Annotated in this window: 15 protein-coding genes and 1 pseudogene; 11 read left to right on the plus strand and 5 right to left on the minus strand. The window is 57.5% G+C overall.

Features of this window, described 5'->3' with window-relative positions; all coding sequences use genetic code 11:
- Nucleotides 1-66: 66 nt before the first annotated feature.
- Together C3451_RS04525 and C3451_RS04530 are read left to right on the plus strand one after the other, a co-directional pair.
- Complete coding sequence (locus C3451_RS04525; RefSeq protein WP_022646544.1) at nucleotides 67-414, plus strand: YidH family protein; 348 nt, start codon at nucleotides 67-69, stop codon at nucleotides 412-414.
- Nucleotides 404-751 carry a DUF202 domain-containing protein gene (locus C3451_RS04530; protein WP_022646545.1) on the plus strand — a complete coding sequence of 116 codons (348 nt, stop codon included), beginning with the start codon at nucleotides 404-406 and terminating at the stop codon, nucleotides 749-751. Before C3451_RS04525 ends, C3451_RS04530 begins: the two co-directional genes overlap by 11 nt.
- A gap of 32 nt (nucleotides 752-783) precedes the next feature.
- Here the strand turns inward: C3451_RS04530 and dsdA are convergent, their stop codons facing one another.
- Nucleotides 784-2,070, minus strand: coding sequence for a D-serine ammonia-lyase (gene dsdA / locus C3451_RS04535; RefSeq protein WP_045620991.1), 1,287 nt, complete (start codon nucleotides 2,068-2,070; stop codon nucleotides 784-786).
- A gap of 97 nt (nucleotides 2,071-2,167) precedes the next feature.
- Between dsdA and C3451_RS04540 the strand changes: the two are divergent.
- A pseudogene (locus tag C3451_RS04540) lies at nucleotides 2,168-3,253 on the plus strand (cellulase family glycosylhydrolase); the annotation flags it as partial.
- Here the strand turns inward: C3451_RS04540 and emrD are convergent.
- From emrD to tisB, 4 genes are all read right to left on the minus strand, one after another.
- Nucleotides 3,159-4,343, minus strand: coding sequence for a multidrug efflux MFS transporter EmrD (emrD, locus tag C3451_RS04545; RefSeq protein WP_063139104.1), 1,185 nt, complete (start codon nucleotides 4,341-4,343; stop codon nucleotides 3,159-3,161). The pseudogene C3451_RS04540 and the gene emrD overlap by 95 nt on opposite strands.
- 175 nt (nucleotides 4,344-4,518) lie before the next feature.
- Entirely contained in the window at nucleotides 4,519-5,352 is an 834-nt protein-coding gene (locus tag C3451_RS04550; protein WP_023305144.1) for a DMT family transporter, read from the minus strand.
- A gap of 62 nt (nucleotides 5,353-5,414) precedes the next feature.
- Nucleotides 5,415-5,861, minus strand: coding sequence for a GNAT family N-acetyltransferase (locus tag C3451_RS04555; RefSeq protein ID WP_023298965.1), 447 nt, complete (start codon nucleotides 5,859-5,861; stop codon nucleotides 5,415-5,417).
- 64 nt (nucleotides 5,862-5,925) lie between these two features.
- Nucleotides 5,926-6,015: a type I toxin-antitoxin system toxin TisB gene (tisB, locus tag C3451_RS04560; RefSeq protein ID WP_022646551.1), complete on the minus strand. Its 90-nt coding sequence runs from the start codon at nucleotides 6,013-6,015 to the stop codon at nucleotides 5,926-5,928.
- A gap of 720 nt (nucleotides 6,016-6,735) precedes the next feature.
- On the opposite strand from tisB, the gene C3451_RS04565 reads away from it, so the two are divergent.
- From C3451_RS04565 to C3451_RS04605, 8 genes are all read left to right on the plus strand, one after another.
- The gene (locus C3451_RS04565; protein ID WP_038414986.1) at nucleotides 6,736-7,449 is read left to right on the plus strand and encodes a hypothetical protein; all 714 of its coding nucleotides are present in this window, start codon (nucleotides 6,736-6,738) and stop codon (nucleotides 7,447-7,449) included.
- Nucleotides 7,450-7,645: 196 nt separating this feature from the next.
- Nucleotides 7,646-8,125, plus strand: a complete 480-nt coding sequence (gene tssD / locus C3451_RS04575) for a type VI secretion system tube protein TssD (protein ID WP_045620992.1) — start codon at nucleotides 7,646-7,648, stop codon at nucleotides 8,123-8,125.
- Between the two features lie 107 nt (nucleotides 8,126-8,232).
- Nucleotides 8,233-8,331, plus strand: a complete 99-nt coding sequence (gene ivbL / locus C3451_RS04580) for an ilvB operon leader peptide IvbL (RefSeq protein ID WP_057979964.1) — start codon at nucleotides 8,233-8,235, stop codon at nucleotides 8,329-8,331.
- Nucleotides 8,332-8,502: 171 nt separating this feature from the next.
- Entirely contained in the window at nucleotides 8,503-10,191 is a 1,689-nt protein-coding gene (ilvB, locus tag C3451_RS04585; protein WP_045620993.1) for an acetolactate synthase large subunit, read from the plus strand.
- 3 nt (nucleotides 10,192-10,194) lie between these two features.
- Nucleotides 10,195-10,482, plus strand: a complete 288-nt coding sequence (ilvN, locus tag C3451_RS04590; protein WP_010426528.1) for an acetolactate synthase small subunit — start codon at nucleotides 10,195-10,197, stop codon at nucleotides 10,480-10,482.
- Between the two features lie 125 nt (nucleotides 10,483-10,607).
- Nucleotides 10,608-11,201, plus strand: a complete 594-nt coding sequence (uhpA, locus tag C3451_RS04595) for a transcriptional regulator UhpA (RefSeq protein ID WP_022646555.1) — start codon at nucleotides 10,608-10,610, stop codon at nucleotides 11,199-11,201.
- On the plus strand, nucleotides 11,198-12,703 hold the full coding sequence (gene uhpB, locus C3451_RS04600; protein ID WP_045620994.1) for a signal transduction histidine-protein kinase/phosphatase UhpB: 1,506 nt from the start codon (nucleotides 11,198-11,200) through the stop codon (nucleotides 12,701-12,703). Before uhpA ends, uhpB begins: the two co-directional genes overlap by 4 nt.
- Nucleotides 12,696-14,006 (plus strand): MFS transporter, encoded by a 1,311-nt coding sequence (locus C3451_RS04605; protein WP_023298969.1) that lies wholly within the window; start codon nucleotides 12,696-12,698, stop codon nucleotides 14,004-14,006. Before uhpB ends, C3451_RS04605 begins: the two co-directional genes overlap by 8 nt.
- Nucleotides 14,007-14,058: the final 52 nt, after the last annotated feature.

Raw genomic sequence — 14,058 nt, forward strand, 5'->3', positions numbered from 1 at the left:
CGGTCTCCTTGTCCTGGCTGAATTACGCTATGCTGAAGCCTGCATGCTGCACGACAAGGAACCTTCATGAACATTTCCCGCCTCGGTGAAGCGCCGGACTACCGCTTCTCACTGGCTAACGAACGCACGTTCTTAGCGTGGATCCGCACCGCCCTGGGCTTTCTGGCCGCAGGCGTCGGCCTTGATCAGCTCGCCCCCGATTTTGCCACTCCGTTGATTCGCGAAGTGCTGGCCCTGCTGCTGTGCCTGATTGCCGGCGTGCTGGCGATTTATGGCTATCTGCGCTGGCTGAGAAATGAAAAGGCGATGCGTCTGAAGCAGGATCTCCCCTACACGCGCGGTTTGATCATCATCAGTACGATTTTGCTGATGGTTGCGGGCGTAGTGATGTTACTGGTGCTGTATGCCGGATAGCCGCAAAGCGCGGCGGGAAGCGGACCCCGGGCTTCAGCCGGAGCGAACCTCGCTGGCCTGGCTGCGCACGCTGCTTGGGTATGGTGCGTTGATCGCGCTTGCCATTAAGCACAACTGGCACCGCACGGGGGCGCCATTCTGGATCTCCATTGTTGTGCTGGCGCTGGTAGCCATCATTTTATGGCGCTACACCCGCAGTCGTAACCTGATGGACGTGGCGCAGAGCGACTTTGTACAGCCGAAGGCGGTGCGGGATAAGTTCCTTATCGCCCTGGCCGTGCTGTCGCTGTCACTGCTGTTTGCGGTCACCCACATTCAACAAATTTTGCACCTGTAGGCCGGGTAAGGCGCAGCCGCCACCCGGCATATTTACTTCCCTTTCGCTAAATATTTCGCCATCTCGTCTTCCGGCACCATGCCGCCGCCGGTCGCCCAGACCAGGTGTGTAGTGTTAGCATTCGCCGTTATGCGTACCGGCCCGGCCATCCCCGCCAGCGCCGACGGCTCCAGACGAATGCCTTCTTCCTGCGCCAGCCAGCCGAGCAGGTCGTACATGCTTTGATCGGCGAGGGTATAGAACCCGTCAAGCAGACGCTCCATCGCGCGGCCCACGAAGCCAGACGCGCGACCTACCGCCAGACCGTCCGCCGCCGTCACGTTATCAATACCCAGATCCTGCACCGCGATTTCATCGTGCAGCCCGGTGTAAACGCCCAGCAGCATGCACGGGGAGTGCGTGGGCTCGGCGAAGAAACAGTGGACGTTATCGCCAAAGGCCAGCTTCAGGCCAAACGCCACGCCGCCGGGGCCGCCGCCGACGCCGCACGGCAGATAGACATTCAACGGATGTTCAGCATCCACCGCGCGCCCCTGCGCGGCAAACTGCGCTTTCAGGCGCTCACCTGCAACCGCATAGCCCAGGAACAGCGTGCGTGAGTTCTCATCGTCAATAAAGAAACAGTTTGGATCGCTTTCCGCCGCTTTGCGCCCTTGCTCCACCGCCACGCCATAATCCTGCTCATATTCCACGACGATCGCGCCGTGGCTGCGCAGTTTGGCTTTCTTCCACTCGCGGGCGTCGGCGGACATATGCACCGTGACCTTAAAGCCGATGCGCGCGCTCATAATGCCGATGGACACCCCCAGGTTGCCGGTTGAACCCACCGCGATGCTGTACTGGCTGAAGAAGGCTTTAAAGCGTGGCTCCAGCATGATGCTGTAGTCATCTTCAACGCTCAGCAACCCGGCTTCCAGCGCCAGTTTTTCCGCGTGGGCCAGCACTTCATAGATACCGCCGCGCGCTTTAATGGAGCCGGAAATCGGCAGATGGCTGTCTTTTTTCAGCAGCAGCGTGCCTGGAATGGCCTTGCCGGACTCTTTCTCCAGCCGCTTTTGCATCGCCGGGATAGCGACCAGTTCGGATTCGATAATCCCGCCCGTTGCCGCCGTTTCCGGGAAGGCTTTCGCCAGATACGGCGCGAAGCGTTTCAGGCGTGCATGCGCGTCGTCCACGTCGGCTTTGGTCAGCCCGACATATGGCAACCCTTCCGCCAGCGTCGTGGTGTTCGGATTAAGCCAGGTGATCTCTTTCAGGGCAATCAAATCCGCCAGCAGCGGAAACCGGTCAATGAGGCCGGTCAGGTCAGTCGTTTTCATAATCTGTCTCAGAATTTAGTTCGTTTTGACTCTACACCAATTGTGAAAAAGCATGCTAAATACAGAGTAAAGCATTTGATTATTTGCAAGGGGCGTCGTGTTAAAGCCGTTAATTGTCACCGTGTTAGCGCTCGCTTCCGGCTGGGCCTGTGCCGCTGAGCCACCCCTGACGGCTGCCCATTACGCGCAGATGTTGGGCGTCGGAATGGATGTCGACTGGGCCCGCACCGAGCGCGGTATACGCGAATTCGACCCGCTGGTGGTCCGTGATTTCCAGGCGAAAGGCATACATCATGTCCGTATTCGGGTGGCGGGCGAACCGACGGAAGCGCGGCTGATTCACCTGCGTAAGCTGGTGGAGGCCTGCGAGCAATACGGCGTCATCCCCATCATCGCCTATCAGGCCGATGAATATAAAAACGATCCGAAAGCGGATACCGAAAAAGCGGTGATCAACTGGTGGATTGCCGTGGCGCACTATTTTGGTCAGCGCTCGCCGTTGCTGGGGTTTGACCTGATCTACGAACCGGCGGACAAGCTCAACCACAACGTTGCTTCGCTCAACCGGGTGTATGAGAAAGCGATCAAAGACATTCACGCCATTGATGCCAGCCGCATGATTTTTATCGCCCCTCGTCTGCGCGCCGCGCCGGAGGATTTATCCAGCCTGAAGCTGCCCGCACACAGCCAGAATTACCTGCTGGCGGAATGGCATATTTTCCCCTGGGGTCCGCTGAAAACGAACGGCAAATACCCGTGGACGTCCGGAACCGCGGCTGAGAAAGCGGCTATCCGTAACCGAATCAATGCCGCGCTGCACTGGCAGCAAAAAACCGGGCACGTTAGCTGGGTCGGGGGCTGGGGCGTGGGGGAGTCAAACCACCTCACGCCAACCGCTTCGCAAATGGCCTTCGCCAACTTTATGGCCTGCGAGCTGCAAAAGGCGAAAATCCCGTATGCGCTTAACGCGGACTTCCAGTTTTACGACGGGGAAGAGGGCGCCTGGCGGCCTGCGCCAGAGCCGTTATTACAGGCGATGATTGCGCCCGTGTGTGAAAAGCCCGGCGAGAAGCCGGGCCATCATGCGGTTAAACCGGCTGTTCGTGATGCGGGACGCGCGACGCCAGCGGCAGCCAGCACAGCAAAATCAGCAGCCCCATCAGGGTCATCAGCAGGCCCAAACTCGCCTGCCCGGTCTGCGGCATCATAGCCGAAAGCCAGGCCAGCGCGCCGGAACCGATATTCTGTAAACCGCCGACCAGCGCGCCTGCCGTGCCCGCGAGGAACGGGAACGGCTCCATTGCGCCGCTGGTGGCGAGCGGGAACAGCATGCCCGCGCCGAAGAAGAACAGCGCCGCCGGGATGAGCAACGTCCAGACCGACATCACGTCAAACAGCCCCGGGATCCACATCATCAGCCCGGCCAGTAGACAGCTGATCACTGACTGCCACATCAGCGTAGAGAAGCGTTTGTTCGGACGTCCGGCGAACCATGCGCCGAAGAACGCCGCCGGGATCGGCAGAATAAACAAAATGCTCACCACCATGCTGCTCAGGCCAAGACCTGCGCCCAGCAGCACGCCGGAACAGGCTTCAAACACCGCAATGCCCGCCAGGCCGCCGATTAGCATCAACAGATAACAGGTAAACGACCCATTACCGAACAGCGTTTTGTAGCTGGCGATGAGCTTCGTGCGCGGCGCGTCCTGCGGACGTGTTTCCGGCATCCAGCGCGCCATGCTGAAGGTGACAATAATGCACAGCACCAGCAGGAAGGCGTAACAGGCGCGCCAGGACCAGACGGTGTCCAGCAGACCCCCAATCAGCGGGGCGAGCAGCGGGCTGACCAGAATGCCCATATTTAACAGACTGTTGGCGTGGCGAAGTTGGGTGCCCTGGTACTTATCACGCGGCAGGGTACGCGCCATGACCCCGCCGACGCCGGTGCCCACGCCCTGGAGGGCGCTGGCGGCAATCAGGATGGTCAGGCTGTGCGTAGTAATGGCAATCACCGTCGCCACCATGAAAATGCTCATGCCCACCAGAATGACCGGACGACGCCCGACGCGATCGGACAGGGGACCATAAACCAGCTGTGAAACGCCATAGGTCAGCAGGTAGGCTGCCATCACGCTCTGTACCGCACCTTCGCGGACGCTCAGATCTTTTGCCATATCGGCAATCGCCGGAATGTAGATGGTTTGCGCCATCTGCCCGACGGCCACCAGTAACACCAGCATCAACAATAAGTTCACGTTCCGTTGCTTTTTCATGTCGCTGAATACTTTTGCCAAAAGAGATAAATAAAGAATAAGTGACTACGCATTCCCATAAATGCGCGAGGAATCTACCACAGAGAGATGACAATTTAAGCATTACTGTGATGAATGACAGAAGGCGTGAAGGCAGGATTTGTAAACAAGATCGGCAACTAATGTTGCCAGCGAATTACGCCAGGCGCAGCAGGACCGCACCGGCTGCAATACCCAGCGCCGCCGCGATGCGCAGGCCCACAACCTTCTCTTTTAAAAGCACAAATGCGATGAATGCGCCGAAGAGAATAGAGGTTTCACGTAGTGCGGCGACCACCGCCAGCGGCGCCTGAGTCATCGCCCAGAGTGCCAGACCGTAAGATCCCATCGTCCCGACGCCGCCGAGCAGCCCTTTTTTCCAGTGCAAGCGCAGATAGGCTGACGCTTCGCGGCGGCGGGCTACCATCGCCCAGCTCAGCAGGCAGAAGCCGTTCATGAAGAAGGTCCAGAGCGTGTAGCCCAGCGCCGAGTCTGATAACCGCACGCCGGTGCCGTCCACCAGCGTATACCCGGCGATAAAACAGGCGTTCAGCAGCGCCAGCCAGATCCCCTTGCGCGACTGCATGCGGCCATTCATCGCCATGGCCAGAATTGACAGGCAAATGACGCCGATACCGGACCAGGCAAGCCAGGAGAGGTGGTCGCCAAGCGCCAGCACACTGATCAGCGCCACCAGCAGCGGGGCGGTACCGCGCATCAGCGGATAGGTCTGGCTCATGTCGGAGACCTGATAGGTTTTTGCCACCAGTACCGTATACACCACCTGTAACGCGCAGGAGACGAACAAATAAGGCCAGCTTGCAGCCGTCGGCTGGGGAGAGAAAGGCAGTAAAATCAGCGCAATAAGCGCGGCTGAACCGCTGACCCCGATCGCCGAGTAGAGCTTGTCCGTTCCGGCTTTAACGATGGCGTTCCAGCTGGCATGTAGCAGTGCGGCGAACAGTAAAATGCAGAAAACGGTGATGGACATGGCGGATCGGTTGGTGAAATGTCATCCAACTGTAACATTCCCCCGTCGAGGCTGCCAGCCGCTTACACTGCGCAAAAAAGGCGGTGCGTCACCCGGGGCTCGTCTGACACCAGCCTGAAGCCCGCCCGATGATAAAATCCGTACGCGGTTTCCGGCGCATGGGTATTAAGAAAATCAAACCAGATGCTGGCATCCGCCATCACCACGGTCAAAAGTTGTTTTCCAATCCCCAGCCCACGGCACTTTTCGCTGACGTAGAGATGACGAATACGTCCGGCGCGCGGCTGCTGGCTGAATGGGTCGCGATTTAGACCGCACACGCCCACCAGCCTGCCGTTAAGAAACGCCCCCAGCAGCTTTTCACCCGGCGCGTTAAAGCGATTCTCACCGCGCTGCCAGTTCTCTTCCAGCCTGCGCAGCATATTGAAATTTAACGCGATACTCTCGGCCTTCAGGGCGATATAGCCCGGTTCATCAGGCGTAACAGGCTCAATTAACAGACGCGACATAGCATTCCCTCGTTATTAAAGAGGGGCGGTTGCCCGCCCCTCTCAGGTGCGACTTGAACCTGAATCACTTAACGTATTTCAGGACAGCATCAAGCAGTTGCAATACAGCAACAATGAGTTTGAGGACAAGTATGACCATATCCACGACGCTCATACGCGTCTCCTTTTGGTTAAAAGGAGCACGATGCTGGCGTACCTTTCCGCCGCCTGTGGCCAGCACCTGGATTGACGTAACACAGTGTGCTCACTTCAGGGGTTAAGGCACTGACGGCACCACCCGTTTCAGCCAGGACTTCGTTGCGCCGGTAAACTGCGGCCCCCTCGCTCACTGCGAACACCCTCAGTATAGATAAATACTGTATGCATGAACAGTATTTTATGGACAAATTTTGGAAGGCGATCCATACTCAAAAACGTCAAAATCCGTGCCGGAATTGCGCGTTCGTCTTCGATCGCGTATACTTTTCGCGTTGACGTAACACAGTGTGTTCTGCGGCAACCAACCGCAAAACCCTGATAAAAACCTCGCTTAGGCGGGGTTTTTTGTTTTCTGGTCTGCCCATAAAAAGGCTGCTATAAAAGCGAGGTTTCTGCTATTTAGCTTCGTTGTGAACGGGATAGCATCGCTTATGCAACTCTTTTTATAGAAATAGGTATTAGACTCATTTTGCAATGATTAAACTAAAAGTGTGTGAACTAATATAAACCGCTAATGCCCTTCAAGTAATTAAGTTGTTTCGTATATAACCTTAATAAATAAAATCGTACTGACTTATTATTTATGTGAATGTTTATGTAAAGCAATTTTACTGGTTTGAATTTCTGGACTTTTCAATGTATATTCCTATAGCCGCAATAATTGTGTGGATACATTATGCAAGCATCTGATTATTTAAAGATGAAGTTCCAGAGTGACAGGCAGTTGGCTATTTATGGACAGCAAGGTGTTGCAGGAACATGGAGAGCATTAAAGGGGATCGGCTCTGATATTTACTCAGGAATTGAGCGTGTAAGTTGGTACTCATCATGCTTAATCCCCAGCTATCACGATGTATGTGACGAGCTTCTCTCAGAAGAAAAGAGAATGTACCTCTCAATTCTCTCGCTTTACCGTTATCGCGATGTAATAGCACACATGCTCTATCTTTATTTTGAACGTGTTATTTCCGATTCAGAAAATGGGAATGAACACAATCGCGTTCGTAAGATAGATTCAAAAGTAACAGGGCTTGTTAATAACATACCGACCAGCAAGGCCGCACGTTTAGCAATAGCATGGGGTCTGGCCAAATCCCTTTCCGAATCAGGCCTGCTATCTGAAATCGTCGTCGAACGGCTTGCACGCCGCGTACCTAACGTTGTCATGGCACTTCAATTGATTGGAACGGAACAGAAGTGCGCTCTTGCTGCTCGTCGCCTGAAAACATTGGACCCTAAGTATTACGCCACCCTCTATGCCGCACAACTGGAGATGCTTTACTACTTTTTTGAGCCTTTCCTGTCTGAACTCATTAAGAAGGTGCAGTTGGGATTCTATAAGGATTTCGATGCAATTTATAAAGACTTAAAGGGCAAGGAGCATGTTTAAGAGTCTGTTATCAATTCTATTTACGGATATTTTATTTCCTGTTTATATTTTTGCGTGCGCCTCCTTGTTCCTGTGGTTGGTGCCTGACCGCTGGGTATTACTAACATTCATTTCTATCATTGTATTTATTATTGTTCATCCGATAATTTTCGGCCACCTTGATAAGTACGATTAAATCATATAAAAAGGATTTTTTATGTCAAACCCAGCTTATTTGTTTTTAACAGATGAAAATGGTTCTCCCATGGTTGGCCCTTGCCTTGTGTCAGAGCGTGAAGGTGCAATTGAACTCAAATCGTTCACTCATAATGTCAACATTCCAGTCGACGGAAATACCGGGAAATTAACGGGCACGCGCATACACATGCCCGTCATGTTTCAGAAGGAATTTGATCGTGTAACCCCGATTTTATTTCGGGCGCTGAGTACGGGAAGAATGCTCAAGTCAGCCACTATTAAGATGTATCAGATTAATGAGGCGGGTTTAGAACAGGAATATTTTAATATCCTTCTGGAGAATGTGAAAATAACCTCAATAACACCAGACCTGTATCCCGGCGCAAACACCGGAACACACCTTGAAACGGTTCTTATACGCTACGAGAAAATCACCTGGAAGCATTGTGACGGCAATGTCATCTATAGTGATGCCTGGAATGAGCGAGCAACGTACTGAAACGTGATCCCTGACGCATTTTTGCGCAGTTGAAAATATTTCCATTGTCACATCCGAAAACCTGTGTTTGTATAAATTCTATCAATGATTCCAAACACAGGTCCCCAATGACTTCATCCATCTTCACTTCGACCCTACTAAAAACTGCGCAACCTGCCGCAGTGGTCGTCGTGCGTGTGGTGGTGGTCGTCGGCAATGCGCCGTAGGGACTGGATCAACACACGAATCCAAAACCCCGCCGGCGCAAACCGGGCGGGGTTTTTCGTTTAGGACCCCTCCCGGATACGCTAAGTAGTTCGGGTTGCAGGAACGCAGCCAACGCATCTGCAACCTGAACTACGACGCGTAAAGCTGGCTCAGAAGAAAAGGACTGGAGCATGGCAAGTTCGGGCACAACATCCACAAAAACGCGTTTTACAGGCGCGCAGCTGATTGTTCATTTACTGGAACGACAGGGCATCACCACCGTTGCGGGCATCCCGGGTGGGACCGTGCTGCCGCTGTATGATGCGTTAAGCCAAAGCACACAGATCCGCCACGTGCTGGCGCGCCACGAGCAGGGCGCAGGCTTTATCGCTCAGGGCATGGCGCGTACCCAGGGTAAACCGGCGGTCTGTATGGCCTGCAGCGGGCCGGGCGCCACTAACCTGGTGACCGCCATCGCCGATGCGCGCCTCGACTCCATTCCGCTGATCTGCATTACCGGCCAGGTGCCGTCCTCGATGATCGGTACCGATGCGTTCCAGGAAGTGGATACCTACGGTATCTCTATCCCCATCACCAAACATAACTATTTAGTTCGCGATATCAGCGAGCTGCCTCAGGTGATCAGCGATGCGTTTCGCATTGCCCAGTCTGGCCGCCCGGGTCCGGTGTGGATAGACATTCCTAAGGATGTCCAGACCGCAGAAATTGAGATCGACGTCCTGCCCGAGCCGGGCAAGCGTGCCCCGGCGCCGGAATTCAGGGTTGAGAGCGTGTGCGATGCCGCCGCCATGATTAACGCGGCGAAACGCCCGGTGCTCTATCTGGGCGGCGGGGCGATCAACGCCGCGGATGAAATCCGTCAGTTCGCTGAAAAATCCAGCCTGCCTACCACCATGACCCTGATGGCGCTCGGCATGCTGCCAAAAGCGCACCCATTGTCTTTAGGGATGCTGGGCATGCACGGCGCGCGCAGCACCAACTACATCCTGCAAGAGGCGGATTTGCTGATTGTTATGGGGGCGCGTTTTGATGACCGTGCGATTGGCAAAACCGAGGAGTTCTGCCCGAACGCCAAAATCATTCATGTGGATATCGACCGCGCCGAGCTGGGTAAAATCAAGCAGCCGCACGTGGCGATTCAGGGCGACGTGGCCGAGGTGCTGGCACAGCTGATCCCACAGACGGAGGCAAACGACCGCGCCGACTGGCGCCAGCTGGTGGCCGATCTGCAACGCGAGTTCCCGGGCGCTATCCCAACCGAGGGCGACCCGCTGAGCCACTATGGCCTTATCAACGCCGTTGCCGCCTGCGTGGATGACAGCGCGATTATCACCACCGACGTCGGCCAGCATCAGATGTGGACTGCCCAGGCGTATCCGCTTAACCGCCCGCGCCAGTGGCTGACCTCCGGCGGCCTTGGCACCATGGGCTTCGGCCTGCCAGCAGCGGTTGGCGCGGCGCTCGCCAACCCGGACCGTAAGGTGATCTGCTTCTCCGGTGACGGCAGCCTGATGATGAACATTCAGGAGATGGCCACCGCAGCCGAAAACCAGTTAGACGTCAAAATCATTCTGATGAACAACGAGGCGCTGGGCCTGGTACACCAGCAGCAGAGCCTGTTCTATAAGCAGGGCGTGTTTGCGGCGACCTATCCGGGGATGATCAACTTCATGCAGATTGCCGCTGGTTTTGGCCTGCACACCTGCGATCTGAACGCCGAAGAAGATGCCCACGCGGCGTTGCAGGATGCGATTTCTCGTCCGGGCCCGGCGCTGATCCACGTGCGTATCGACGCGCAACAAAAAGTGTATCCGATGGTGCCGCCGGGTGCGGCAAATACTGAGATGGTGGGAGAATAAACCATGCAGAAACAACATGATAACGTCATTCTGGAACTCACCGTCCGCAACCACCCTGGCGTCATGACCCACGTCTGTGGGCTGTTTGCCCGACGTGCGTTTAACGTGGAAGGCATTCTGTGCCTGCCGATTCAGGGCAGCGAGCACAGCCGCATTTGGCTACTGGTGAACGACGATCAGCGTCTGGAGCAGATGATGGCGCAGATCGACAAGCTGGAAGATGTCACCAAAGTGGCACGCAACCAGTCCGATCCCACCATGTTTAACAAAATTGCGGTGTTTTTCGAGTAAATCACTTAAGGTAAAAGGCTTTTGCCGGATGGCGCTGCGCTTATCCAGCCTGCAAGGACGTTACACGTAGGCCGGATAAGGCGTTTACGCCGCCATCCGGCGTGTTCACGCATCAGGATCAAACCATGACCACCATCGCCCTTATCGACGACCACCTTATCGTCCGCTCCGGCTTTGCCCAGCTTTTAAACCTCGAACCGGATTTTCAGGTCGTGGCCGAGTTTGGCTCCGGTCGCGAGGCGCTGGCGGGCCTGCCGGGACGCGGGGTGCAGGTCTGTATCTGCGACATCTCAATGCCGGATCTCTCCGGGCTGGAGCTGTTAAGCCAGCTGCCGAAAGGGATGGCGACCATTATGCTCTCGGTCCACGACAGCCCGGCGCTGGTCGAGCAGGCGCTCAACGCGGGCGCGCGCGGCTTCCTCTCTAAACGCTGTAGCCCCGACGAGCTGATTGCCGCCGTGCGCACCGTCTCCACCGGCGGCTGCTACCTGACGCCGGATATCGCCATCAAGCTGGCGGCGGGACGGCAGGATCCGCTCACCAGACGCGAGCGTCAGGTGGCAGAGAAACTTGCCCAGGGCATGTCGGTAAAAGAGATTGCCGCGGAGCTGGATCTGTCCCCGAAAACCGTGCACGTTCATCGCGCCAACCTGATGGAAAAACTCAACGTCAGTAACGATGTCGAGCTGGCGCGCCGTATGTTTGACAGCTGGCAATGAGTCCCGTTTTTTCACGGCTGATCGCCGTCGTCGCCAGCTTTTTTATCTTCTCCGCCGCATGGTTCTGCCTGTGGAGCATCAGCCTGCATCTGGTGGAACGCCCGGAGCTGGCGGTGCTGCTGTTCCCCTTTGGCCTGCGTCTGGGACTGATGCTTCAGTGCCCGCGCGGCTACTGGCCCGTTTTGCTGGGCGCAGAGTGGCTGATGCTGATCTGGCTGGCGCAGGAAGTGGCGCTGGCGCATCTGCCTTTATTGATGACCGGAAGCCTGCTCACGCTTATCCCGGTCGCCCTGATTTCCCGCTACCGTCACCAGCGCGACTGGCGCACGCTGCTGCGTCAGGGGGCAGCGCTGATTGCCGCCGCGCTGTTGCAGTCCCTGCCGTGGGTGGGCGAAAAGGAGGTGCTCAACGCCCTGCTGCTGACCCTCACCGGCGGCCTGACGCTGGCCCCGACCTGCCTGGTTTTCTGGCATTACCTCACCAGCACCGTCTGGCAGCCGCTCGGCCCGGCGCTGGTCTCCCAGCCGGTGAACTGGCGCGCCCGGCACCTGATCTGGTATCTGCTGCTGTTTGTAGTGAGCCTGTGGCTCCAGCTTGGTCTGCCCGCTGAATTATCACGCTTCACGCCGTTTTGTCTGGCGCTGCCGATCATCGCCCTCGCCTGGCACTACGGCTGGCAGGGGGCGCTGATCGCGACCCTAATGAACGCCATCGCGCTGATCGCCAGCCAGACCTGGCACGATCATCCGGTAGATCTGTTGCTCTCGCTGCTGGCCCAGAGCCTGACCGGGCTGCTGCTGGGGGCGGGCATCCAGCGCCTGCGCGAGCTGAACCAGTCTCTGCAAGCCGAGCTGGCGCGCAATTGCCGTCTGGCGGAGCGTCTGCTGGAGACGGAAGAGAGCGTGCGCCAGGAGGTTGCCCGCGAGCTGCACGATGACATCGGCCAGACCATCACCGCCATCCGCACCCAGGCGGGCATTGTCCAGCGCCTGGCGGCAGAAAACGCGGGTGTGAAGCAGGGCGGGGCGCATATCGAACAGCTTTCGCTGGGTGTCTATGACTCCGTTCGCCGCCTGTTAGGGCGGCTGCGCCCGCGCCAGCTTGACGATCTGTCCCTGGAGCAGGCGGTGCGTTCCCTGATGCGCGAGATGGAGCTGGAAAGCCGCGGGATAGTCAGCCATCTCGACTGGCGCATCAATGAAGCTACCCTGAGCGAAGGTCAGCGCGTGACGCTGTTCCGCGTCTGTCAGGAGGGGCTGAACAACATCGTCAAACACGCCAGTGCCAGCGCGGTCACGATCCAGGGCTGGCATCAGGACGAGCGCCTGATGCTGGTGATTGAAGACGACGGCTGCGGCCTGCCGCCGGGATCCGGCCAACAGGGCTTTGGCCTGGCGGGCATGCGCGAGCGCGTGAAGGCGCTCGGCGGCACGCTGACAATCTCCTGCACCCACGGGACGCGCGTCAGCGTCAGTTTGCCGTTAAGGACGCACCATGTTTAAAACCCCCGCCAGCGCCGCCCCGCTAGGCAACAAAGCGGAAATCGACGCCCGCTACCGCTACTGGCGACGTCATATCCTGGTCACTATCTGGCTCGGCTACGCGCTGTTCTACTTCACCCGCAAAAGCTTCAACGCCGCCGCGCCGGAGATCCTCGCCAGCGGCGTGATGGCGCGCACCGATATCGGCCTGCTGGCGACGCTGTTTTACATCACCTACGGTCTGTCGAAGTTCTTCTCCGGCATCGTCAGCGACCGCTCCAATGCGCGCTATTTCATGGGCGTTGGGCTGATCGCCACCGGCGTGGTGAACATCCTGTTTGGCTTCTCGACGTCGCTGTGGGCCTTCGCCCTGCTGTGGGCGCTGAACGCCTTTTTCCAGGGCTGGGGCGCGCCGGTCTGCGCCCGTCTGCTGACCGCCTGGTATTCGCGCAATGAGCGCGGCGGTTGGTGGGCCGTCTGGAATACCGCGCATAACGTCGGCGGGGCGCTGATCCCGATGGTGGTGGGGGCTGCCGCGCTGCACTACGGCTGGCGTGCGGGGATGATGATTGCCGGTGGCCTCGCGATTGTCGCCGGGCTGTTCCTCTGCTGGCGCCTGCGCGACAGGCCGCAAACCGTCGGCCTTCCACCAGTGGGCGACTGGCGGCACGACGAGATGGAGATCGCCCAGCAGCAGGAGGGGGCCGGGCTGTCCCGCCAGCAGATCCTCACCAAATACGTACTGAAAAACCCCTACATCTGGCTGCTGTCGCTCTGCTACGTGCTGGTCTACGTGGTGCGCGCGGCCATCAACGACTGGGGCAACCTGTATATGTCCGAGACGCTCGGTGTGGATCTGGTGACCGCCAACTCGGCGGTGACCATGTTTGAACTGGGCGGGTTTATCGGCGCGCTGGTGGCGGGCTGGGGCTCGGACAAGCTCTTCAACGGCAACCGCGGGCCGATGAACCTGATTTTCGCCGCCGGAATTTTGCTCTCCGTCGGCTCGCTGTGGCTGATGCCGTTCGCCAGCTACGTGATGCAGGCGGCGTGCTTCTTCACCATCGGTTTTTTCGTCTTTGGCCCGCAGATGCTGATCGGCATGGCGGCGGCAGAGTGCTCCCACAAAGAGGCGGCAGGCGCGGCGACGGGCTTTGTCGGGCTGTTTGCCTACCTCGGCGCATCGCTCTCCGGCTGGCCGCTGGCGCGGGTGATCGACATCTGGCACTGGAGCGGGTTCTTCGCGGTGATCGCTATCGCGGCGGGCATCTCCGCCCTGCTGTTGCTGCCGTTTTTGCACGCGCAGGCACCGCGCGAAGCGTGACGCGCCTCACCTTTTGCTGCCGAGTCGCGCAAAACTAAGAAATTTTCCCGGT

Origin of the sequence: Enterobacter sp. 301B (assembly GCF_003850715.1) — a bacterium.
Taxonomy (GTDB): Bacteria; Pseudomonadota; Gammaproteobacteria; order Enterobacterales; family Enterobacteriaceae; genus Enterobacter; species Enterobacter intestinihominis.